6 protein-coding genes are annotated in these 25,368 nt (G+C 73.7%); 2 read left to right on the top strand and 4 right to left on the bottom strand.

Annotated elements, in window-relative coordinates:
• Window positions 1-37: 37 nt before the first annotated feature.
• Complete coding sequence (locus tag ABZ342_RS16005; protein ID WP_360473390.1) at window positions 38-235, bottom strand: hypothetical protein; 198 nt, start codon at window positions 233-235, stop codon at window positions 38-40.
• The gene (locus ABZ342_RS16000; protein ID WP_360473388.1) at window positions 232-2,817 is read right to left on the bottom strand and encodes a LuxR C-terminal-related transcriptional regulator; all 2,586 of its coding nucleotides are present in this window, start codon (window positions 2,815-2,817) and stop codon (window positions 232-234) included. The genes ABZ342_RS16005 and ABZ342_RS16000 overlap by 4 nt, the downstream gene beginning before the upstream one ends.
• Before the next feature lie 211 nt (window positions 2,818-3,028).
• Here ABZ342_RS16000 and ABZ342_RS15995 point away from each other — a divergent pair, with 211 nt between their 5' ends.
• Window positions 3,029-3,748 (top strand): alpha/beta fold hydrolase, encoded by a 720-nt coding sequence (locus ABZ342_RS15995; protein WP_360473386.1) that lies wholly within the window; start codon window positions 3,029-3,031, stop codon window positions 3,746-3,748.
• A gap of 117 nt (window positions 3,749-3,865) precedes the next feature.
• Window positions 3,866-4,132 (top strand): hypothetical protein, encoded by a 267-nt coding sequence (locus ABZ342_RS15990; protein ID WP_230862656.1) that lies wholly within the window; start codon window positions 3,866-3,868, stop codon window positions 4,130-4,132.
• Between the two features lie 171 nt (window positions 4,133-4,303).
• On the opposite strand, the gene ABZ342_RS15985 is transcribed toward ABZ342_RS15990, so the two are convergent.
• Together ABZ342_RS15985 and ABZ342_RS15980 are read right to left on the bottom strand one after the other, a co-directional pair.
• A complete protein-coding gene (locus tag ABZ342_RS15985) occupies window positions 4,304-9,586 on the bottom strand; it encodes a type I polyketide synthase (protein ID WP_360473384.1) in 5,283 nt (1,760 codons plus the stop codon).
• Window positions 9,583-25,368, bottom strand: coding sequence for a type I polyketide synthase (locus tag ABZ342_RS15980; RefSeq protein ID WP_360473382.1), 15,786 nt, complete (start codon window positions 25,366-25,368; stop codon window positions 9,583-9,585). Before ABZ342_RS15980 ends, ABZ342_RS15985 begins: the two co-directional genes overlap by 4 nt.

The raw sequence follows: 25,368 nt of genomic DNA, 5'->3' as shown, positions 1-25,368 counted from the left end.
CCCCGGTTGCGGTGCCCGTGAGGGGCATCTTCATGGCCTAAGAGCCGTGAAGGTGCCCCTCTCGGCTTTTCGGGACGGCACTGGTCGCCGCACCCAGCTTGCGGTACACCGTCTCCAAGATCCCGGCTGCCTCCGCCGGCCGCAGCCCCAGTGCCTCCGCGATCGCCTCGATGCCCGTCGCGTCCGCGGCCAGCTCGGCGACCCGCAGCTCGGCCTCGGTCAGCAGCACGTTCACTGTCCGCCCTCGGCGTCGGCGAACTCGCCGGCCAGCGCGGCCCGGCCAGCCACGCCCAGCTTGCGGTACACCCGGGTCAGGTGCTGCTCCACCGTGCTCACCGTGATGTACAGCGTCTCCGCGATCTGCCGGTTCGTCCGGCCCTCCACGGCCAGCTCGGCCACCCGCAGCTCCGCCTCGCTCAGCACGGACGCCGACGGCGACGCCGGCTCGGGGCGCGCCACCGGGCGGGGAACCGTCGGCCGGGACCGGCCCTGGCGCGGCACGTGCACCGCTTTCACCAGGCTCCCCGCTCGCTCCGCGCGCTGGCTCAGGTGGTTGATCGTGCGCATCGTCTTCGCCAGCTCCAGCCGGTCGCCGGACGCCTTGAACGCCTCCGCCGCCTGGTTCAGCAGCCCCGGGCGGGCCGCCGCGTCGCCGGCCAGGGCCAGCACCCGCAGCGCGGACCCGCGCGAGTACGCGTCGACCGGGCCGGCCAGTGACTGCCGGGCCAGCTCGACGGCGATGGCCGTGTTGCCCAGCCCGAGGTTCGCCTCCGCGAGGTCGGCCTGCCACGGCAGGACCGCCGGCAGCTCCAGGTCCTGCTCGTGCAGGATCCGGCGGCACTGCTGCAGGTCGCTCACGGCCGCGAGGCCGCGGTTGGTCGCCAGGTGGAAGTGCCCGCGGGCCCGCAGGTACCGGACGCCGCCCAGGGTTCCCCACGCCGCGTCCGGCAGCGGGTGCCGCAGGATCGCCGCCGCGTCCTTGAACGCCCCGGCCGCGGTGTGCGCGATCAGCAGCGTGGCCAGCGGGTAGCTGATCGCGACGCCCCAGTTCGGCGCGTCCAGCATGCCCAGCGCCCGGGTCCCGAGGTCGACGGCGCCGGGGACGTCGCCCCGCCGCAGCCGCAGGCTCGCGCCGATCGCGTCGAGCATCGCCTTCCACGTGATCGCGCCCCGGTATTCGGCTTCCTCGCTGAGCGAGGTGCACCAGCCTTCGGCGCGGTCGGCCTTGTCGTCGTGGGCCAGCGCGAGGATCGCCGTCGCCAGCGCCTCCAGCGAGGTGTCGGAAAGCCGGCAGTTCTGCAGGATCCGTTCCGCGCACGCCGACGTCGTCTCGGTGCCTCCGGTGCGCCACATCGCGGCCAGCGAGCTGGCGGTGTGCAGCCAGGGATCGCCGGGCTCGGCCGTCGTCGTCGAGACGCCGTAGTGCCAGTAGCCGGCGAGGACGAGCTCGGCCGAGGTCCGCGGGTCGAGCGGTTCGACGTCGTGCTCGAGCGCGGCGAACGAGCGCTCGAAGGTGTCCCGGTCGCCGAGCCACAGCGACTGCCGGGCGAGCCCGAGCCGGTCGGAGGAGTCCAGCGAACCCGCCTCGCGCAGCGATCTCAGGTGCGGCGCGGCGGCCGCCGGGTTGACGCGCCAGGTGATCTTGGCGAGCAGCTGGGAGATCGTCTGCTGCTCCCAGCGCGCCGTCGAGACCGACGCGGCGAGCTTGAGGCAGCGGGTGGCGAAGTCGATGTCGTCGCCGAGCATCACCTGCTCCGCCGCCGCGACCAGCACCGGCAGCGCCCAGTCGGCCTCGGCCTCTCCGGCCGCGACGAGGTGCCGGGCGACTTCGGCGGGGCTCAGCCCGCGGGCGTGCTTGACCTCGGCGGCCCGGACGTGCAGCCGGACCTTCTCCGGCCCGCGCAGCCCGCACACCACCGCGGCGGCGGCCGGCGGCCGGAACCGGAAGCCCGCGACCAGGCCCGCCTCGGCGAGCCGCCCGGTGGACGTCTCGGCCTCCAGCGGGTCGACCCCGGCGACGATCGCGACGGCCTCGGTGGTGACGTCGCTGTCCAGCACCGCGATCGCGGTCGCGACCTCGCGCAGCGGCGAGCCGTAGCGGTGCAGCAGCCGCTGGACGGCCTCGGAGTACGCCGAGCCGGTGTCCGCGCTGCCGCGGTGGGCGTCGACGAGCGCCCGGACCAGCAGCGGGTTCCCGGCGCTCAGCTCGTGGATCCGCTCCGGCAGCCCGTCCCCTTCCACCAGTTCCGCGATGGCCTGGACCGACAGCGGCGTCAGCTCGACGTGCCGGTGCGGCAGCGAGGTGAACGGCGAATCGGCGTACGACCCGTCGGTGTGGTTGAGGACCAGCAGCAACGCCGCGGACGGCGCCCGTCGCTGCAGGCGCAGCAGGAGCCGCGCCGAGGTCTCGTCCACGTGGTGGAGGTCGTCGACCGCCACCAGCACCGCGCGTTCGCGGGCCAGCCGGTGGATCGCGCTGCACAGCGCGGCGATCCGTTCATCCGTGTCGCCACCGTCCCCGCCGGCCGGGTGGCCGGTCAGTGACGGCGGCAGCAGCGGGCTCGCCAGCAGCTGGTCGATCACGCCACCGTCCACGTCACGCTCGTCGGCGGCACCGGCCGCGGCGAGCGTGACGATGCCCAGCTCCTTGGCCCGCACCACCACCTGGTGCTGCAAGTGTGTCTTCCCGCTGGCCGGTCCCCCACCGACCAGCACCGTTTCTCCTGTGCCGGCGTCGCATTCGATCAACAGGTCCTCGAGAAAAGCCAAGGCCCCCTGCGGATTTTCGCGGCGGTTCTGCCCCCAGATCGCGCCCATCGCAAGCTCCTCGAAGCAGGCGGTTGTCTTCCTGCCCCTACGACGTTCGCAGCAGGCGCCTAAGCAGGGCCAACCGCAACCTAAAGTCACCCAACGGAGTGAATCGCACACAGTTTCGGTAGGGGTTGCCAGAGCGGGGAAAGCCCCGAACACTTCGGAAACTGTGACAGCCCTGAACGAAAGAACGAGCCGGTGGATCCGGCGCTTCCACGTGGCCGACGACGCCGCCGTGCGGCTGGTCTGCCTGCCGCACGCGGGTGGGTCCGCGACGGCGTACTTCCCGTTCTCGCGCGCGGCCGCCGGAGCCGGGCTGGACGCCGACATCGTCGCCGTCCAGTACCCCGGCCGTCAGGACCGCCTCGGCGAAGCCTGTTACGACGACGTCGACGCCATGGCCGACGCGATCGCCGACGACCTCGGCCCGTGGTTCGACCGGCCCGTGGCGCTCTTCGGCCACAGCATGGGCGCGACGCTCGGCTACGAGGTCGCCCGCCGTCTCGAAGCGCGGGGCGCGCGGCCCCTGGGCCTGTTCGCGTCCGCCTGCCGGGCGCCGTCCGCCCAGCGGATCGAGTACGTCCACCAGCGCGACGACGACGGCCTGATCGCGGCCATCCGCGAGCTCAGCGGCACCGACAGCGCCGTGCTGGGCGACGACGAGCTGCTGCGCATGGTGCTGCCGGCGATCCGCGGCGACTACACGGCGGTGGAGACGTACCGGCACCGCCCGGGACGTGAGCTGGAGTGCCCGATCCACGTGCTGGTGGGCGACGACGACCCGGTGACGGAGATCGCCGAGGCGGACGCCTGGCGCGCCCACACGACCGGCGAGTGCGTCGTGGAGGTGTTCCCCGGTGGGCACTTCTACCTGAACGCGCAGCTGGCGGGCGTCCTGGCCAGTGTCAAGGCCCGGCTGGGTGACTGGATCCCCTAGGGGGTGGGGTGAGGAAACCCCAGGCGGAGTTCAGGTGCGGACCCCATGGTCCGGGAGGGCCCGGTCCGCGAAACTTGGTACATCGAGAAAACGACCCGCCCCTCGGAGGTAGTCATGATGGCGATCCAGACCGTTCCCGGCGTCACCCAGCGGATGCTCCCCAACGGCCACCTCCGGCTGAGCTGCCGCAACACGAGCCGCCAGGTCGAGTGCGAGCCCGTGGCGGCGGCGATGTGGATCGCCCTGAAGCAGCACAACGGAGACGTGGACCGCGCCAGCGCGGTGCTGGCGGCGCTGTGGGAGACCGACGTCGAGGAGACGCGGTACGACATGATGCTGCTGGCGGGTTCCCTGTGCTCCCTGGGGCTGCTCGCCGAGGTGTGACGGGCTGGAAGAGGCGGTGCACGGCTCGGGTCGCCGTACACCGCCTTTTTGCTGTCTTCACGGACCTTCCGGTTCCGGTGACCGGCACGGCACGCACAACGAAAGGGACCGCCTCCGACGCCGTTGGCGGAAGCGGTCCCTGATCCCGGCCGGGGGAGGCGGCCGGGAGACTCAGCCCTGCGACTCCAGTTCCTCGTCCAGCATCGCGAACAGCTCGTCCGCGCCGGCCTCCTCGAGTTCCCGGTCGGCCGGGGAGAACGTCGCCACCAGCTCGCGGAGGCGGCCCACGACCGACGCCCGCCCGGCGGAGTCCAGCGCGCGCAGCTCGGTCTCCAGGTCGCTCAGCCGGACTTCCACCGCGGACGGCGGTTCGGCCAGCCCGTCGCCGAGGAAGGCAGCCAGCGCGCCGGCCGACGGGTGGTCGAAGATCAGCGTGGCCGGGAGGCGTTGCCCCGTCAGGGATTCCAGGCGGTTGCGCAGCTCGATCGCCGTCAGGGAGTCGAAACCCAGCTCGATGAAGCCCTTGCGCGGGTCGATCGCGTCCCGGCGCTCGTGGCCCAGTACCACCGCCGCCGTGCCGCACACCAGGTCCAGCAACGCACGTCCGCGCTCCGCCACCGGCAACGCCACCACCCGGGCCCACGAGTCGTCGACCACCTCGGCCCGGCGACGGACACCGCCGCGGACCAGGCCCCTCAGCATCGCCGGGACGCTGTGCGCGTCGGCACGCACCCCGGACATGTCCAGCCGGACCGGCACCAGCGACGGCTGCTCGGTCCCGAACGTCGCGTCGAACAGCGAAAGCCCGTCCGCGAACGACAAGCCCAGCACGCCCGAGCGGGCCATCCGGATCAGGTCGGTGTCGGCCAGCTCGCCCGACATGCCGCCCTCGGACCACAGCCCCCACGCCAGCGACACCGCGTGCCGTCCGGTGGCCGCGCGGTGGTGGGCCAGCGCGTCCAGGAAGACGTTCGCCGCCGAGTAGTTCGCCTGGCCCGCCGCGCCGAGCGTGCCGCCCGCGGACGAGTACAGGACGAACGGGATGTCCAGCGACGCGGTCAGCGCGTGCAGGTTCCACGCCGCGTCGACCTTCGGCCGCAGCACCGCGTCCATCCGCTCCGGCGTCAGCGCGAGCAGCACGCCGTCGTCGACGACGCCCGCCGTGTGCACGACCGCCGACAAGTCGACACCCGTGAGCAGCCCGGCCACCGCGTCGCGATCGGCGAGATCACAGGCTTCCAGAGAGACCGTGGCCCCCAGCTCGGTCAGCGACGAAACCAGCTCCGAGGCTCCCGGCGCCGAAGCACCGCGACGGCTCGTGAGCAGCAGGTTCTTGACACCGTGCTCGGTCACCAGGTGCCGCGCGATCAGCTGCCCCAGCACGCCGGTACCGCCCGTGACCAGCACGGTTCCGTCAGGATCGAGGCGGACCGGTTCCGACGTGGGCACGAACTTCGCCAGCCGGTGCACCAGCACCGAGCCGTCCCGCACCGCGACACCCGGCTCGTCGGCGTACATCGCCCCGAGCACCGCGTCGAGGGGCAGGTCACCACCGTCGACGTCCACGACCATGAACCGGTCCGGATACTCCAGCTGCGCCGTCCGGATCACGCCCCACAGCGCGGCGTGCGTCAGATCGTCGACGCCCTCCTCGGGACGCGTCCCGATCGTCCTGGACGCGACCACGACCAGCCGGGACGACGCCAAAGTCTCCTCGGCGACCCAAGCCTGGGCCAGGGCCAGCAACCGATGCGTCGCCTCGCGGGCCGCGACCGGCGAAGCCGAGACGGGCGCTTCGAACGGCGCGAACACGACATCCGGCGCCACCCCGGCGGCAACCAGTGCGGGAAGGTCCACATAGGACTCCCCCGGCAGTCCGAACCCGGCGCCGAGCACCGCGGACGAGACACCCGAGACGGCGTCACCCGCGAACGGCTGCCACTCGACGCGGAAGAGCGAGTCGTCCACTGCCGAGCGCGTGGCACGGAACGCGTCGGCCGCGATCGGCCGCAGCGACAGCGATTCGACGCTGAGCACCGGCGCGCCGGTGGCGTCCGTCGCGCTCAGCGACACGGTGTTCTCGACGTCCGAAGAGATCAGGACCCGCAGTTCGGCCGCCCCGGCGGCGTGCAGCGACACGCCCGACCACGCGAACGGCAGCACCGGCTTGTCCTCCGTCGGCCCGGCCAGGCCGATCGTGTGCAGCGCGGCGTCGAGCAGCGCCGGGTGCAGGCCGAACGCCGAGGCGTCCGCGTCCTCCGGCAGCGCGACTTCGGCGGCCAGCGTGTCGCCGTCCTGCCAGACCCGGCGCAGCCCGGCGAACACCGGCCCGTAGTCGAAGCCCTGCGCGGCGAGGTCGTCGTAGCGGGAGGTCACGTCGATCTCGGTCGCCCCCGCGGGCGGCCACTCGGTCAGCACAGCCGGAATACCAGCCGAAACAGACAACCGGCCGGAACCGTGCTGGACCCACTCCGAGGCGTCCTCGGCCTGCGAGAAGATGCCAAGAGAGCGCTGCTCTGCTTCGAGAGCACCGACGACGACCTGCAGCCGGACCGCCCCGTCCGGCGGCAGGATCAGCGGCGCGGCCAGGGTCAGCTCGTCGAGCCGCCCGCAGCCGACCTCGTCGCCCGCGCGGACCGCCAGCTCGACGAACGCCGTCCCGGGGAAAACCAGCGAGCCCTGCACGACGTGGTCGGCGAGCCACGGCTGCGTCCGCGCCGAAAGCCGGCCGGTCAGCACGGCCCCGCCCGAGTCGGCCGCGACGACGACGGCACCCAGCAGCGGGTGCTCCGCGTCGCGCTGCCCGATCTCGGCGACGCCGCGGACGCGGGCGCCGGTCGGGTTCTCCAGCCAGTAACGCTTGCGCTGGAAGGCGTACGTCGGCAGCTCCACCACCGAGCCACCGGCGTAGAACGCCGAGAAGTCCACAGTGGACCCGGTCACGAAGAGCGACGCGACCGCGGTGGCCGCCGACTCGGCTTCGGGCCGGTCCTTGCGCAGCACCGGGACGAACGTCGCCGAGTCGTCCGCACCCAGGCACGTCTGGCCCATCGCGGTGAGCACCGCCGACGGGCCGACTTCGACGAACGTCGTGACGCCGGCGTCGAGCAGCGTGCGGATCCCGTCGGCGAACCGGACGGCGTCGCGCACCTGGCTCACCCAGTACTCCGGCGAGGTCAGGTCGGCGTCCGGCGAAACCGTCGAGACGATCGGGATCTCCGGCGTGCGATAGGTCAGGTTCCGGGCGATGAAGGCGAAGTCGGCCAGCATCGGCTCCATCAGCGCCGAGTGGAACGCGTGCGACACCTTCAGCCGCGTCGTCTTCGAGAAGTTCGAAGCCACGGCGAGCACCGCGTCCTCGTCGCCGGAGAGCACCACCGACGACGGCCCGTTGACCGCGGCGATCGACACGCCCTCGGTCAGCAGCGGCAGGACGTCGGCTTCGGTCGCCGCCACGGCGACCATCGCACCGCCCGTCGGCAAAGCCTGCATCAATCGCGCCCGGGCGGTCACCAGCGTGCACGCGTCCTCGAGCGAGAGCACCCCGGCGACGTGCGCCGCGGCCAGCTCGCCGATCGAGTGCCCGAGCAGGTAGTCGGGCTGGACGCCCCACGACTCCAGCAGGCGGAACACCGCGACCTCGACGGCGAACAACGCGGGTTGCGTGTACCCGGTGTCGTCGGAGCCGAGCACGGTCTTGAGGGGAACGTCCAGGTGCTTGTCCAGTTCGGCGGCCACCAGGTCGAAGACCTCGGAGAACGCCGGGAACGCGGCCGCCAGCTCCAGGCCCATCCCGGCCCGCTGCGCGCCCTGGCCGGTGAACAGGAACGCCGTGCGCCCCGGCCCGGCCACGCCCTCGACGACCCCCGCCGGACGTCCGGCCGCGTACTCGGTGAGGGCGCGCAGAGCACCCGCCCGGTCGGCGGCCACGACCCCGGCGCGGTGCTCGGCGAGCGTGCGGGTGGTGACCAGCGAGTATCCGACGTCCACAGTGGACGCGTCGCCGACGGAAGAGGCGAGCTTGCCGGCCTGGGCCCGCAGGGCGTCCGGGTCGTTGGCGGACAGCAGCCAGGTCACCGGCCCTTCGTCCGACGACGAAAGAGCCACCGGGTCGCCTTGCTCCACGATCACGTGCGCGTTGGTCCCGCTGATGCCGAACGACGACACCCCGGCGCGGCGCGGCCGCCCGGTCTCCGGCCACGGCAGTTCCGCGCTGAGCAGCGAGACCGTGTCCGTCCACTCGACGTGCGGTGACGGCTCCTCGGCGTGCAGCGTGCGCGGGAGAACCCCGCGCCGCAGCGCCTCCACCATCTTGATGACGCCGCCGACGCCGGCGGCTGCCTGCGTGTGGCCGACGTTCGACTTGAACGACCCGACGTGCAGCGGCCGCTCGGGCGTCGCCGCCTTGCCGTAGGTCGAGATCAGCGCCTGCGCCTCGATCGGGTCACCCAGCTTGGTGCCGGTGCCGTGCGCTTCGACGGCGTCCACATCGGACAGTTCGAGCCCGCCGTCGGCCAGCGCCGCGCGGATCACCCGCTGCTGCGCGGGCCCGTTCGGCACGGTGATGCCACTGGACGCGCCGTCGGAGTTCACCGCGCTGCCGCGCAGCACGGCCAGCACGTGGTGACCGTTGCGCCGTGCGTCGGACAGCTTCTCCAGCAGCAGCATCCCAGCGCCTTCAGAGCAGCCGACGCCGTCGGCGCCGCTGCCGAACGCCTTGCAGCGGCCGTCCGGGGCGAGGCCCTGCTGCTCGCTGAAGTAGACGAACATGTCCGGCGTCACCATCACGGTCACGCCGCCGGCCAGCGCCAGCGAACACTCGCCGCGGCGCAGCGCCTGCGCCGCCCAGTGCAGGGCGACCAGCGACGACGAGCACGCCGTGTCCACCGACACCGACGGGCCTTCGAGGCCGAGGGTGTAGGAGATGCGGCCGGAGATGAGACTGCCGTCGCTGCTCCCGGCGCCGTAGTCGTGGTACATCACGCCCGCGAAGACGCCGGTCTTGCTGCCGCGCAACGTCGACGGCACGATCCCGGCGCGCTCCACGGCCTCCCACGCCGTCTCCAGCACGATCCGCTGCTGCGGGTCGAGCGTCTTGGCTTCGCGTGGCGAGATCCCGAAGAACTCCGGCTCGAAGTCGGCGGCTTCGAGGAGGAAGCCGCCCTCCTTCGAGTACGTCGTCCCGGGCCGGCCCGCGGGGTCGTAGATCGACGCAGTGTCCCAGCCGCGGTCCTCCGGGAACTCGCCGATGGCGTCGGTGCCGCCCGCGACGAGGTCCCAGAGCTCCGACGGCGTGGTGACGCCGCCGGGGTACCGGCAGCCCATCCCGATGATGGCGATCGGCTCGCTCATCGCCGCGGTGAGCTTCTGGTTGTCCGCCTTGAGCCGCTCGTTGTCCATCATGGACTGACGCAGCGCGGCGACGATCTGCTCGGTGGACGGCGCCTGAGTCACTGGGAGTCCCCTCCATCGGTCTGGGTGCCCGCCATCGCGGACTTGACCAGGTCGGCCAGGTCCATCCCGGCGATCGCGGCCACTTCGTCGGTTCCGTTGGCCTCGGCGACCTCTTCGACCGGCTCGCCCAGTTCGGGCAGCAGCTCGCCGAGCAGGAAGCGGGTCAGCGGCAGCGGGCTCGGGTAGTCGAAGATCAGCGTCGCCGGCAGGCGCAGCCCGCAGGCCGCCCCGAGCCGGTTGCGCAGTTCCAGCGCGGCCAGCGAGTCGATGCCCAGGTCCGTGAAGCCCTTCTCGACGCCGACCGCCGACGCGTCGTCGTAGCCGAGGACGGCCGCCGCGTGCTCGCAGACCAGCTGCAGCAGCGCCGCTTCCCGCTCGTCGGCCGACATCCCGGTCAGCTTCTCGGCGAACCCGGCTTCGGGTGCCGCCGTCACACTGCCCGCTGCCGCCGCGGCGCGTCGCGGAGTGGCCGTGACCAGGCCGCGCAGGAGCGGCGCGATCCGGTCGGCCTCACGCAGGTCAGCGAGCTTGACCGGCACCAGGGCCGGTTCGCCGGCCGCGAGCGCGGCGTCGAAGAGCGCGAGACCGTCGGCGACGGTCAGCTCCGCGACCCCGGACCGGGCGATGTGCGTCAGGTCGACCGCGTCGCCGCTGCCTTCCCACGGACCCCAGGCCAGCGCCGTCGCCGGGAGGCCCAGCGCCGCGCGGTGCTCGGCCAGCGCGTCCAGGAAGACGTTGCCCGCGGCGTAGTTCGCCTGCCCGGCGGCGAGCAGCAGGCCGCCCGCCGAGGAGTAGAGGACGAACGCCTTGAGGTCCAGCGACGCGGTCAGCTCGTGCAGGTGCCAGGCCGCGTCCACCTTGGGCCGCAGGACGTTCTCGACCTGAGCCGGAGTGAGTGCGCTCAGCACCGCGCTGTCCATCTGCCCGGCCGCGTGGACCACGGCGGTGAGGTCGGGCAGCGACCCGATCAGCGTCGCCAGCTCGTCCCGGTTCGTGACGTCGCAGGCCGCGACGGTCACCGAAGCGCCCAGCTCGTCGACCAGCTCACGAGCACCCGGCGCGTCCAGGCCCCGGCGGCTGGTCAGGACCAGCTTCCGGGCGCCGCGAGCCACGAGGTGCCGGGCCAGGTGGCCGCCGAGCAGGCCGGCGCCGCCGGTGATGAGCACCGTGCCGTCGGCGTCCCACTCGACCGGGTCGCCGACCGTGGTGACCTTGGCCAGCCGCGGCACCCGGACCTCGCCGACCCGGACGGTCGCTTCCGGCTCACCGGAGGCAACCACCGCGGGCAGGGCCCGCATCGACTGGGACAGGTCGTCGACGTCGACGATCTGAATCCGGCCGGGGTTCTCCGCCTGTGCGGCCCGCACCAGTCCCCAGACCGGTGCCTGCGCGAGGTCCGGGCGGTCCGCCACGGCGTTGCGCGTGACGACCAGGAGCTTGCCGTCGGACGAACCGCCGAGCCAGGTCTGCAGCTGCGCCAACGTCTTCCGGACGGTCGCGTGGACCTGCGCCGGCACGTCCCCGGCGCCGGACACGACCGGCAGGACCAGCACGTCGGCCGCCACCGGCTCGTCGTGCGTCGGCACGCCCAGGCCGAGGTCGTCGGCGCCGAGCACGGCCCAGCCCTCGAGGGACTTGACCAGGCGGACACCGGCCGCGGGCTGCCAGTCGATCCGGTAGAGCGAGTCGGGCACCTTCGCGCCCAGCTGGCCCTCCGACACCGGCCGCGTCACCAGCGACTCGATCCAGGCGACCGGCGAACCGGTCGCGTCGGCCAGCGCGAGCGAGGCGTCCTTCCCTGCTGTGCCTTCCTTGCGGACCCGCACCCGCAGCGTCGTGGCACCGGAAGCGTGCAGCGAGACCTGGTTCCAGGCGAACGGGATCGTCGTCTCGGTCAGCGCCTTCGGGCCGCCGGGGACGAGGAAGTCCGTCGCACCCAGCGCCGAGTCCAGCAGACCCGGGTGCAGCCCGAACTCCCTGGAATCGGTGCCCTCGGGCAGCGCCACCTCGGCGAAGACTTCGCCGTCACGCAGCCACACCGCACGCAAGTTCCGGAACACCGGGCCGTAGCCGAAGCCGAGCCCGGCCAGGTCGTCGTAGAGGCCGGTGAGGTCGACGGCTTCGGCGTTCTCCGGCGGCCACACCGAGAGGTCGAACTCCGCCGGCCGCGCACCCGTGGCGAGGGTGCCCGCCGCGTGCTGCGTCCACACGTCTTCGGTACGGGAGTGCACCGACAGGTCACGACGGCCGTCCGCGCCGGGAGCGCCGACGACGACGCGGATGTCGACGCCGCCCTCCACGGGCAGCAGCAGCGGGGCCTGCTGGGTCAGCTCCTCCAAGACGTCGCAGCCGACCTGGTCGCCGGCGTGCAGGGCCAACTCGACGTACGCGGTGCCCGGCAGCATCGTGCGGCCCAGCACCACGTGGTCGGCCAGCCAGGTCTGCCGGTCGACGGCGAGCCGGCCGGTGAGGACCGCGCCGCCGTCGGGCAGCTCCACCAGTGCGCCCAGCAGCGGGTGCCCGGCGGCCTTGGCGCCGAGCGAGCCGACGTCGCCGGCCCGCTTCGTCGCGTTGAGCCAGTACTCCTTGTTCTGGAAGGCGTAGGTCGGCAGGTCCACAGTGGACGCACCGCGGCCGGCGAACACCGCGGCCCAGTCGGGCTTCGCACCCCGCGAGTACAGCGTGGCCAGCGCGGTGAACAGCGTCGGGACCTCGTCGCGGCCCCGGCGCAGCGCGGGCACGCCCACGACGCGGTCGGGCCGGTCGGCGGCCGAGGTGTCGCACTCGCGGGCCATGCCGGTCAGCACCGCGTCCGGGCCCAGCTCGACGAACCGGGTCACCCCGGCGGCGAGCAGCGTGCCGACGCCGTCGGCGAACCGGACGGCCTCCCGCACGTGGTTCACCCAGTACTCCGGCGAGCAGAGCTGCTCGGCGGTGGCGATCCGGCCGGTCACGTTCGAAACGACCGGGATGCCCGGCGCCGAGTACGTCAGCTTCTCCGCCACCACGGCGAAGTCGGCCAGCATCGGCTCCATCAGCGAGGAGTGGAAGGCGTGCGAGACGACCAGCTGCTTCGTCCGCCGTCCGGCGTTCTTGAAGGCCGCCATCGCCGCCTTCACCGCGGCCTCGGGCCCGGAGACGACCACCGAACGCGGGCCGTTGACCGCCGCGACGTCCACGTCGGCCGGGAGCGCGGCGCGCACCTCGTCCTCGGTGGCCGCGATGGCCGCCATGGCGCCCCCGGCCGGCAGGGCCTGCATCAGCCGGCCGCGGGCGGCGACCAGGGCACAGGCGTCGGCCAGGGAAAGCACCCCGGCGACGTGCGCCGCGGCCAGCTCGCCGATCGAGTGCCCGGCGACGTAGTCCGGCGTGAGGCCCCACGACTCGACCAGGCGGTAGAGCGCGACCTCGATCGCGAACAGCGCGCACTGCGTGTACGCGGTCTTGTTCAGCAGCTCGCCGTCCTCGGACCCCTTCTCGGCCCAGATGACCTGCTTCAGCGGGACCTCGGTGTCGAACAGGCCGCACGCTTCGTCGAAGGCTCCGGCGAAGACCGGGAAGGCCTCGTACAGCTCGCGGCCCATGCCCGGCTGCTGGGCGCCCTGGCCGGTGAACAGGAACGCGGTCAGGTCGGCCGCGCTGGTCGTGCCGGTCACCGTGCCCGCCGGGGTCCCGCCGGTGGCGAGGCCGTCAAGCGCCTTCAAAGCGGCGTCACGGGTCGCCGCCAGGACCACCGAGCGGTGGTCGAGCGCGGCCCGCCCGATGGCGAGCGAGTAGCCGACGTCGGTGAGGTCCAGCTCGGGGTTCGACCGGATCCACGCGGCCATCCGGGCGGCCTGGCCGGCGAGGGCCGCGGCCGTGGTCCCGGCGATCGGCAACGGCACCGACGGCAACACCGGCGCCGTCCGGCGCGGACGTTCCACAGTGGACGGAGGCGCCTCTTCGATGATGATGTGCGCGTTGGTCCCGCTGATGCCGAACGATGAGACACCCGCGCGGCGCGGACGCCCGTTGGGCAGCCACGGCCGGGCCTCGGTCAGCAGCTCGATGTCGCCCGTGGTCCAGTCGACGACCGGCGACGGCGCGTCGATGTGCAGCGACTTCGGCAGCGTGTTGTGCCGCATCGCCTGGACGACCTTGATGACCCCCGCCGCACCGCCGGAAGCCTGCGCGTGGCCGATGTTGGACTTCACCGAGCCCAGGTACAGCGGCCGCCCGTCCGGACGGTCCTGGCCGTAGGTGGCCAGCAGCGCCTGCGCCTCGATCGGGTCACCCAGCTTCGTGCCCGAACCGTGGGCTTCGACGGCGTCCACTTCGGACGGCGTGAGCCCGCCCGCCGCGAGGGCCGCGTGGATCACGCGTTCCTGCGAAGGCCCGTTCGGTGCGGTGAGGCCGTTGGACGCGCCGTCCTGGTTGACGGCGCTGGAACGGACCACGGCGAGGACCTCGTGCCCGTTGCGCTGGGCGTCGGACAGCCGCTCCAGCAGGAGCAGGCCCGCGCCCTCGGCCCAGCCGACGCCGTCGGACGCCGCCGAGAAGGACTTCGACCGGCCGTTGGGCGAAAGCACGCCCTGGCGGCTGGAGTCGACGAACAGGTCCGGCTGCGAGAGCAGCGTGACGCCGCCGGCGAGGGCCAGCCCGCACTCCCCCGCCCGCAGCGCCTGCACCGCGAGGTGCAGCGTGACCAGCGAAGACGAGCACGCGGTGTCGACCGTCATGCACGGGCCTTCCAGCCCCAGCAGGTAGGAGATGCGGCCGGAGACGACCGCGCCCGAGCTGCCGTTGGGGATGTAGGCGGCGACGTCGAGGGGCGCGCCGGGGACGCGGCTGCCGTAGTCGTCGTACATCGCGCCGGTGAAGACGCCGGTCATGCTGCCGCGCAGCGCGGTCGGGTCGATGCCGGCCCGCTCGATGGCCTCCCACGCCGTCTCCAGCAGGAGCCGCTGCTGCGGGTCCATGGCCAGCGCCTCGCGCGGGCCGATGCCGAAGAACGCCGGGTCGAACAGGGTGCCTTCGTGGAGGAAGCCGCCTTCGCGAGCGTAGGTCTTGCCGCGCTTGCCGCGCTCGGGGTCGTAGATGCTGTCGATGTCCCAGCCGCGGTTGGTCGGGAACTCCGACACGGCGTCGACCTCGTCGACCAGCAGCTGCCAGAGGTCCTCCGGCGACCGGACGCCGCCGGGGTACCGGCAGGCCATGCCGACGATCGCGATCGGCTCCTGCATCGACGCGTTGGTCCGGGTCGTGGTGGCCGGGACCTTGGCGACGGCGCCGAGCAGCTTGCCCTTGACGAAGTCCGCCACCGCCTTGGCCGTCGGGTGGTCGAAGATCAGCGTCGCGGGCAGGGTCAGGCCGGTCGCGGTGCCGAGCAGGTTGCGCAGCTCGACCGCGGCGAGCGAGTCGAAGCCCAGCTCCTTGAACGCGCGGGTGCCGTCCACTTCGGACTTGTCCGCGTAGCCGAGCACGGTGGCCACCTGCGTGCGGACGATGTCCAGCAGCACGCGGTCACGCTCGTTGTCGGCCAAGGAGGCCAGCTCCGCGGCGAGCGCGTTGTCGGCCGCCTTCGCCGCCTTGGCGGTCCGGCGGGCCTTCGGCGGGACGAACCCGCGCAGCAACGCGGGCAGGTCGTCGGTCCGGGCCCTCAGCGCCGCGACGTCGACCCGCAGCGGGGCGATCACGGCGTCCTCGGTGGCGGTCGCCGCGTCGAACAGCGCGAGCCCCTGCTCCGCGGTGACCGCGGGGAGACCGAGCCGCGCCATCCGGGCGAGGTCCGCCTCGGCCAGCTCGCCGCCGAGGCCGGTGTTCTCGGCCCACAGCCCCCAGGCCAGCGCCGTCGCGGGCTGGCCCGCGGCCCGCCGGTGCGCGGCGAGGCCGTCGAGGAACGCGTTGGCCGCGGCGTAGTTCGCCTGGCCCGCCGGCAGCACCTGCCCGCCGGCCGACGAGAACAGGACGAACGCGGCCAGGTCCTGGGTCAGCTCGTGCAGGTGCCAGGCGGCGTCGACCTTCGACCGCAGGACCGAGTCGAGCCGTTCGGGAGTCAGCGAGTCGAAGACTCCGCTGTCGGCCGTGCCCGCCGCGTGCACCACGGCGGTCAGGTTCTCGATCGCCCCGAGCAGGCTCTCGACCTGGGCGCGCTCGGTGACGTCGCACGCGGCGACCCGCACCCGGGCCCCCAGGTCCTTCAGGTCTTCGACCAGCTGCCGGGCCCCCGGCGCGCCGAGCCCGCGACGGCTCGTGAGCACCAGGTCGGTGACGCCGTGCTCGGCCACCAGGTAGCGGGCCAGCAGGCTGCCGAGCCCGCCGGTACCCCCGGTGATCAGCACGCTGCCCGCTCCCCAGGGGGAAGCGCCGGTGGACTCGGTCTTGACGTACCGCGGCACGAGCACCGCGCCTTCGCGGATCGCGGCCTCCGGCTCCCCGGAGGCGATGACCGCCGCGATCGAGGCGGCCGCCGTGCCGGAATCGGCGTCGACGACGAACACGCGCCCGGGGTGCTCGGCCTGCGCCCCGCGGGCCAGGCCCCACAGCAGCCCCTGCGTTACGTCCACAGTGGACTCACCGGCGGGCACCGCGTCCTGCGTGACCACAGCCAGCTTGGTGATCCCGAACCGGGCGTCGGCCAGCCAGGCCTGCAGCTCGGCGAGCAGCCACGCGGTGTTCTCGCGGGCCGCCGCCGGGACATCCCCTTCGGCGCCGGGCACGGTCACCGTGATCAGGGCCGGCACCGGCTCGCCGCGGTCGATGGCCGCGACAAGGTCGGCGAACCCGGCGTAGGTGGCGGCCACCCCGACGCGGCCGCGGCCGATGGCGACCACCGCGGCGTCGGACTGCGGCACGGAAACGGGCTGCCAGGCGATCTTCAGCAGCGAGCCGTCGGTCTCGGCGGCCGACGCCGTCAGCTCCCGGCGGACCGGTCGCGAGACGAGCGAGTCGATGGTCGCGACCGGGCGGCCCTCGCTGTCGGCCACCTCGATGGCCGACACCTCGTCGCCGTTCAGCCGCTCGATCCGCACCCGCAGCACCGAAGCGCCGGCGGCGTGCAGCGTGACGCCGTTCCAGACGAACGGCAGCAGCGTCGCGCCGCCCGGGTCGCCGAGGAGGTCGGCGTGCATCGCGATGTCGAGCAACGCCGGGTGCAGGCCGTAGAGGCTCGCCGTCGACGCCGCCGGTTCCGGCAGCGCGACCTCGGCGAAGACTTCGTTGCCCCGCTTCCAGGCGGCCGTGAGCCCCTGGAAGGACGGGCCGTAGCCGTACCCACGCTCGCTGAGCAGGTCGTACGCGCCTTCGACCTCGATGCGGTTCGCGCCCGCCGGCGGCCATTCGGTGAGCCCGGCGGGCTCGGGCCGCGGCGCCGCGGACAGCGTGCCGAGCGCGTGCTGGGTCCACTCCTCGCCGTCGATCGGGCGGGAGAACACGGTGACCGGGCGGCGGTCGCCGTCGGCGGGACCGACCACGACCTGGAGCGCGACGGCGCCGTCCGGCGGCAGGACGAGCGGCGCCTGCAGCGTCAGCTCTTCGACCGTCGAGTGGCCGACCTGGTCGCCGGCCGCGATGGCCAGCTCGACGAACCCGGTGCCGGGCACCAGGATCGCGCCCTTGACGACGTGGTCCGCCACCCACGGCACCGACCCGGCCGACAGGCGGCCGGTGAGCACGGTCGTGTCCGAGCCGGACAGCGGCACGACCGCGCCCAGCATCGGGTGCGGCAGCGGCTGCTGGCCGACCGCCGTCACGTCGCCGGACGGCGTCGCGTCGAGCCAGAAACGCTTGTGCTGGAAGGCGTACGTCGGCAGGTCGAGCCGGATCGGGCCGGCACCGAGCACGCGGTCCAGCCGGGCGGCACCCCGGGTCTGCAGGCGGCCGAGCGCCGCCAGCGCGGTGCGGACCTCGTCCCGGTCGCGGCGGCCGAAGGGCACGAACGCGACCGCGTCCGGGTTCGCCACGCTCTGCGGGCCGAGCGCCGAGAGCACGCTGTCGGGGCCCAGCTCGAGGAACGTCTCGACGCCGTCGGCCTCCAGGGCCGTGATCGCGTCCCCGAAGCGCACGGCTTCGCGGACATGGGTGACCCAGTACTCCGGCGAAGTCAGGTCCGCGCCGGGCGAAACCGTGGAGAAGATCGGGATCTGCGGCGCGTGGAACGTCAGCCCGGCGGCGATCTCGCGGAACTCGTCGAGCATCGGGGCCATCAGCGGCGAGTGGAACGCGTGGCTCACGCGCAGCCGGCGCGTCCGGATGTCGGCGACCGTGGCCGCCCGCTCGATCCGCGCGACGACCTCGGCGACGCCGGAGACGACGATCGACTCGGGGCCGTTGACGGCGGCGATGCTGACCTCGTCCTCGTGCCCGCGCAGCAGCTCCCGCGCGGCCTCTTCGGTCGTGGCCAGGGAAACCATCGCCCCCGGCGGCTCGCTCAGCGAACCCATCAGGCGTCCGCGAGCCGCGACCAGCTTCGCCGCGTCCTCGAGGGAGAGCACCCCGGCGACGTGCGCCGCGGCCAGCTCACCGATGGAGTGCCCGGCCAAGGCGTCGGGGACGATCCCCCACGCCTCGGCGAGCCGGAACAGCGAGACCTCGACGGCGAACAGCGCGGTCTGCGTGTACTGCGTCTGGTCGAGCAGGCCGCGGTTCGCCAGCGCGGTCGTGTCGAAGACGACGTCGCGCAGCGGCAGGTCGAGCAGCGGGTCGATCGCGGCGCAGACGGCGTCGAAGGCTTCGGCGAACACCGGGTAGGTGGCGTGCAGTGCCTGGCCCATGCCGACGCGCTGGGCGCCCTGACCGGAGAACAGGAACGCCAGCTTGCCCTCGCCGGCGGTGCCGGTGACGACGTCGGTGCCGGGCTCGCCGGTCGCCAGCGCGTCCAGGCCGTCGGCCAGCTCGGCCGGGGTCCCGGCGATCACCACGGCCCGCTGCTCCAGGGCCGCCCGGGTCGAGTTCAGCGACCGGGCCAGCTCGGCGACGGTGACGTCCGCGTGGTCGGCGACGTACTCCCGCAGCCGGGCGGCCTGGCCGCGCACGGCGGCCGGGGTGCGGCCGGAGAGCGCGACGGGGACGACGGCTTCGGGCTGCGGCTCGGCCGGCTGCGTGATCTCGGCGTCGGCCGGGGCCTGCTCGATGATGACGTGGGCGTTGGTGCCGCTGATGCCGAACGACGAGACGGCCGCGCGGCGCGGGTGGCCGTTGGGCGACCAGTCGCGCGCCTCGGTCAGGAGCCGAACGGCGCCCGTGTCCCAGTCGACCACAGTGGACGGACGGTCGACGTGCAGGGTCTGCGGCAGCTGCTCGTTGCGCAGCGCCATGACCATCTTGATGATGCCCGCGACGCCGGCCGCGGCCTGCGTGTGACCGATGTTCGACTTGATCGAACCGAGCCACAGGGGCTGGTCCTCGGCCCGGTCCTGGCCGTAGGTGGCCAGCAGGGCCTGGGCCTCGATCGGGTCGCCCAGCGTGGTGCCGGTGCCGTGTCCTTCGACGGCGTCCACTTCGGACGGCTTCAAACCAGCATCGACCAGGGCCTTCGTGATCACGCGCTGCTGCGAGGGACCGTTCGGGGCGGTGAGGCCGTTGGACGCGCCGTCGTGGTTGACCGCGGAGCCCTTGAGCAGCGCGAGGACCGGGTGGCCGTTGCGCTTGGCGTCCGAAAGCCGCTCGACGAGCAGCATGCCCGCGCCCTCGCCCCAGCCGGTGCCGTCGGCCGCGTCGGCGAACGAGCGGCAGCGGCCGTCGGCGGACAGGCCGCGCTGGCGGCTGAAGTCGACGAAGGTGTCCGGAGTGGACATCACGGTGACGCCACCGGCGAGGGCGAGCGTGCACTCGCCGCGGCGCAGCGCCTGGACCGCCCAGTGCAGGGCGACCAGCGACGACGAGCACGCCGTGTCGACGGTGACCGTCGGGCCCTCCAGACCGAGGGCGTACGAGACGCGGCCGGAGACGACGCTGGCGAGGCTGCCGTTGCCGAGGTAGCCCGCGATGTCGTCGGAGACGGTGCCGAGGCGGGTGCCCCAGTCGTGGTACATGACGCCGGCGAACACACCGGTCGCGCTGCCGCGCAACGAAACCGGGTCGATGCCGGCCCGCTCGAACGCCTCCCAGGACACTTCCAGCAGCAGCCGCTGCTGCGGGTCCATGGCGGCCGCCTCGCGCGGGCTGATCTCGAAGAAGTCCGCGTCGAACTCGGCGGCGTCGTGCAGGAACGCGCCGTGCTTGACGTAGGAGTGGCCGGGCTTGCCGGGCTCGGGGTCGTAGAGGGCGTCGACGTTCCAGCCGCGGTCGGCCGGGAACGGCGTCAGCGCTTCTTCGCCGCCCGAGACGAGCCGCCACAGGTCCTCCGGCGTCGCGACGCCACCGGGGTAGCGGCAGGCGATGCCGACGATGGCGATCGGCTCCTCGGGGTCGGCCGTGGTCACCGGCGCGATCGGCTTGACCGGGGCCAGCCCGGCGATGCGCGTCACGAGGTACCCGGCCAGCGCCCGCGGGGTCGGGTGGTCGAAGACGAGCGTCGCGGGCAGCCGCAGGCCGGTGACGGAGTCGAGGATGTTGCGCAGTTCCACCGCGGCGAGCGAGTCGAAGCCGATCTCGCCGAACGGACGCGACGGGCTGATCGCCGACGGGCCGTCGTGGCCGAGCACGGCCGCGACGTGGGTGCGCACCAGGTCGAGCACCGCGCGGTCGCGGTCGGCCTCGGACAGGGAGACGAACCGCTCGGCGAACTGCCGCTCCGGCGTCAGCTCCCCGGCGGCCGCGGCGGCGACCCGACGGCGTCCGGCCGGGGCCAGGCCGCGCAGCAGGGCCGGGATGTCGTCGCGGGCCCCGAGGGCGACGCGGTCGACGCGGGTGGGCACGACGGTGGCCGTGTCCGAGGCGATCGCGGCGTCCAGCGCGGCCAGGCTTTCGGCCGAGGTCAGCGGGGCGAGGCCCAGCCGGCCGATCCGGCTCAGGTCCTTTTCGGACAGTCCGGCGCTCATGCCGAGCGCGGCGCCGTCGTCGGTCCACAGGCCCCAGGCCAGAGACGTCGCGGGGAGACCCTGCTCGCGGCGGTGCTCGGCGAGCGCGTCGAGGAAGGTGTTGCCCGCGGCGTAGTTGGCCTGGCCCACGCCGTCGACCAGGCCGGCCGAGGACGAGAACAGGACGAACGCGGCCAGGTCCGAAGTCAGCTCGTGCAGCGCCCACGCGGCGTCGACCTTGGGGCCGAGGACGGTGTCGAGGCGCTCTTCGGTGAGCGAGCCGATCAGGGCGTCGTCGAGCACACCGGCGGTGTGGACGACCGCGGTCAGCGGCTGCTCGATCTTCTTCAGCGCGGCCGACAGCGACCGCTTCTTGGTGACGTCACAGGCGATGACCTGCACCGTCGCGGTTTCCGCCAGCTCCGCGACCAGCTCGGCGGTGCCCGGGGCGTCGCTTCCGCGGCGGCTGAGCAGCACCAGGTGCCGGACGCCGTGGGTGGTGACGAGGTGGCGCGCGACCTGCGCGCCGAGGCCGCCGGTGCCGCCGGTGATCAGCACGGTGCCGTCGGGCTGCCAGGCCGGTGCGTCGGTGTGCAGGCGGACGAGCCGCGGGGCCAGCACCCGGTCACCGTCGACGCGCAGCTCCGGCTCGCCGGACGCGAGCGCGGTGGCCAGGGTCGCGGCGGTGGTGTCGCCCTCGATCAGGACGATCCGGCCCGGCTGCTCGGCCTGCGCCGAGCGCACCAGCCCGCGCACGACGGAGTCGGCGAGCGAGCCGGGAGTCCGGAGCACGAGCTTGGCCGCGGCGAACCGGTCGTCGGCGAGGAACTCCTGCAGGACGGCCAGCACGCGGTGGGCGACCTGCTTGGCCGCCGCCGGGATGCTGCGGCCCTTCGCGGCGACCGGCACAACGATCGTGTCCGGCACCTCGGTCAGCTCGGCCACGTCGGTGACCTCGGTGACGGAGATGTCCCCGTCGGCCGTCGCGACTGGCGTCCATTCGACGGTGTGCAGCAGGTCCTGGGCCCGCGGGCCCAGGTCGGCGCCGCTGACCGGGCGGGAGCGGAACGACTCGACCGACAGCACCGGCGTCCCCGCCGGGTCGGTGACCTCGAGGGAGACACCGCCGGTGGCGGGCGAGGTGATCCGGACGCGCACCTCGGCCGCGCCGGAGGCGTGCAGCCGCACGCCGGTCCAGGCGAACGGCAGGCGGATCTCGTCGGCCTCCCGGGCCTCGCCGGGAGCGAAGTCGGTGGCGTGCAGGACCGCGTCGAGCAGCGCGGGGTGGATGCCGAAGGAGTCGTCCCGGGTCGGCAGGGCGACCTCGGCGTACACGACATCATCGCGCTTCCACGCCGTGCGCAGGCCCTGGAACAGCGGACCGTAGCCGTAGCCGTGCGCGGCCAGTTCTTCGTACAGCTCGTGCGTGGCGACGACCTCGGCACCGGACGGGGGCCACTCGGTGATCGGCGCGGGCTCGGCGGCCGGAGCCTCGGCCAGCACGCCGACGGCGTGGCGGGTCCAGGCGACGTCGTGGGTGGTCCGCGAGTAGAACTCGATGGTGCGGCGGCCGTCCTCGACCGGGCCGACCACGGCCTGCACCTCGGCGCCGGCGCCTTCGGGCACGGCGAGCGGCGCCTGCAGGGTCAGCTCGTCGACGACGTCGCAGCCCGCGCGCCCGGCGGCGTGCAGGGCCATTTCGACGAACGCGGTGCCGGGCAGGAGGGCCGTGCCGGCGATGGTGTGGTCGGCGAGCCACGGGTGCGATCGCAGGCCGATGCGGCCGGTCAGGACCAGGCCGTCGTGGTCGGCCAGGCCGATCTCGGCGGCCAGCAGCGGGTGGCCGGAGGCGAGCTGGCCGAAGTCGGTGGCGCCGCGCGCGGTGAGCCAGAAGTGCTTGCGCTGGAAGGCGTAGGTCGGCAGGTCGACGGCGTTGGCCGGGCCGAAGAACGCGGTCCAGTCGACCGGGACGCCCCGGGTGTGCAGCCGGCCGAGCGCGCCGGCGAGGGCCGGGACCTCGGCGTGGCCGCGGCGCTGCGCGGGCACGAAGGCGATGTCGCGGCCGTGCGGGCCGGTGGCCGCCATCGCCGCCAGGACGGCGTCCGGGCCGACTTCGAGGGCGGTGGTGACGCCGGCCGCGGCGAGCGCGGCGACGCCGTCGGCGAACCGGACCGGCCGTCGCACGTGGTAGAGCCAGTAGCCGGGCGAGCACAGCTCCTCGGCGGTGGCCAGGCGGCCGGTGACGTTCGAGACGAGGGGGATCGACGGCGGCGCGTAGTCGACGACCTCCAGGACCTCCCGGAACCCGGCGAGCATCGGCTCCATCAGCGGCGAGTGGAACGCGTGCGACACGCGCAGCTCGCTCGTCTTGCGGCCCTGCAGGCGGAACACCTCGGCGACGGCCTCGACCTCGGCGCGCTCGCCGGAGACGACGACCGACGTGGGTCCGTTGATCGCGGCGATGCTCACGCCGTCGGTGAGCAGCGGGCCGACCTCGTCCTCGGTCGCGGCGATGGCGACCATCGCCCCGCCCTCGGGCAGGGCCTGCATGAGCCGGCCGCGTGCGGCGACGACCAGGCAGGCGTCCTCCAGCGACCAGACACCGGCGATGTGCGCGGCGGCCAGCTCGCCGATCGAGTGGCCGAGCAGGACGGCCGGCTTGACGCCCCAGGACTCCAGCAGCCGCGCCAGCGCGACCTCGATCGCGAACAGCGTGCACTGCGCGTACTGGGTGCCGTTCAGCTCCTCGGCGTCGTCGCCGAAGAGGACGTCGCGCAGGGGGCGGTCCATCTGGACGTCGAGGTGGTCGATGGCCTCGTCGAAGACCTCGGCGAAGACGGGGTGGGCCAGGTACAGCTCCTTGCCCATGGCGAGGCGCTGCGAGCCCTGGCCGGTGAACAGCATGGCGAGCTTGCCCGGCGTGCGTTCGCCGGTGACGACCGCGCTGTCCGGCTCCCCCGCGGCGAGCGCGCGCAGGCCGCGGACGGCGTCCTCGGTGCTCTCGGCGACGACGACGGCGCGGTGGTCGTGCGCGGCCCGCGTCCCGGCGAGCGAGAAGCCCACCTCGGTGAGGTCCGCCGACTCCACTGTGGACACGAGCTTTTCGGCCTGCGCCCGCAGGGCTTCCTCGCTGCGGGCCGAGACGAGCAGCGGCACGACGGGCAGCGGCCGGGTGTCGACGGTCTCGTCGGCGGTCTCGGGCGCCTGCTCGATGATGACGTGCGCGTTGGTGCCGCTGACGCCGAACGACGAGACACCCGCGCGGCGCGGACGCTCGACCGCGGGCCACTCGCGGGCCTCGGTCAGCAGCTCGACGTCGCCCGCGGTCCAGTCGACGTGCGGGGTCGGCGCGTCGACGTGCAGGGTCTTCGGCAGCCGGCCGCGGCGGATCGCCTCGACCATCTTGATGACGCCGGCCACGCCGGCCGCGGCCTGGGTGTGGCCGATGTTGGACTTGATCGAGCCGAGCAGCAGCGGCGTCTCACGGCTCTGGCCGTAGGTGGCGAGCAGCGCCTGCGCCTCGATCGGGTCGCCGAGCCGGGTGCCGGTGCCGTGCGCCTCGACGGCGTCCACTTCGGACGCTTCCAGGCGGGCGTCGGCGAGGGCGCGGTGGATCACGCGCTGCTGCGACGGGCCGTTGGGGGCGGTGAGGCCGTTGGACGCGCCGTCGGAGTTGATGGCCGTGCCGCGGACGATCGCGAGGACGGTGTGCCCGTTCGCGACGGCGTCGGACAGCCGTTCCAGCACCAGGACACCGACGCCCTCGGCGAACCCGGTGCCGTCGGCGGCCGCGGCGAAGGCCTTGCAGCGGCCGTCCTCGGCGAGGCCGCGCTGACGGCTGAAGGCGGTGAACGTGCCGGGCCCGCCCATGACGGCGACACCGCCGGCGAGCGCGAGCGGGGTTTCGCCGCGGCGCAGGGCCTGCACGGCGAGGTGCAGTGCGACGAGCGAGCCGGAGCACGCGGTGTCGACGGTCAGCGTCGGGCCTTCGAGGCCGAGCGCGTAGGCGACGCGACCGGAGACGACGCTGGGCGCGTTGCCGGTGAGCATGTAGCCGTCGAGGCCGTCGGGGGCCTCGTGCAGGCGCGGGCCGTACTCCTGGGCCTCGGCGCCGATGAAGACGCCGGCGGGCGTGCCGCGCAGCGTCGTCGGGTCGATCTTGGCGCGCTCGAGCGCTTCCCACGCCGTCTCGAGGACGAGCCGCTGCTGCGGGTCCATCGCGGACGCCTCGCGCGGGGCGATGCCGAAGAAGCCCGCGTCGAACTCGCCCGCGTCGGGCAGGAAGCCACCGGAGGTGACGTAGCTGCTGCCCGGGCGGTCCGGGTCCGGGTCGTAGAGGCCGTCGAGGTCCCAGCCGCGGTCGGTCGGGAACCCGGTGATGGTGTGCACCTCTTCGGCGACGAGCCGCCAGAGGTCCTCGGGCGAGGCGGCCCCGCCCGGGTAGCGGCAGCCGATGCCGACGATCGCGACCGGCTCGTCCGGGTCGCTCGTGTTCGCGAGTCCACTGTGGACGACCTCGGCCCCGAACACCGCCGCGTGCAGGAAGCGCGCGACGGCGACCGGCGTCGGGTGGTCGAAGGCCAGGGTGACCGGCAGGTCGAGCCCGGTGGCCTCGGTGAGCCGCGCGTGCAGCTCGACCGCGGCCAGCGAGTCGAACCCGTGGTCGGAGAACGCCTTTTCGGGGTCGAGCACCGCCGGGACGTCCGGGCGCGCCGCCAGCAGCGCGGCCCGGGTGGCGTCGTGGACGACGTCGGCCAGGAATGCCGAGCGGTCACCGGAGGGCAGTTCGGTCAGCCGCTCCGCGAACCCGGACGCCCGATTCGATTCGGTTTCAAACTCACGCAT

The sequence above is a fragment of the Amycolatopsis sp. NPDC005961 genome (assembly GCF_040629235.1).
Taxonomy (GTDB): domain Bacteria; phylum Actinomycetota; class Actinomycetes; order Mycobacteriales; family Pseudonocardiaceae; genus Amycolatopsis; species Amycolatopsis camponoti.
Note: the sequence above shows the minus strand (reverse complement) of the source record. Positions and strands in the feature narration are given on the sequence as shown.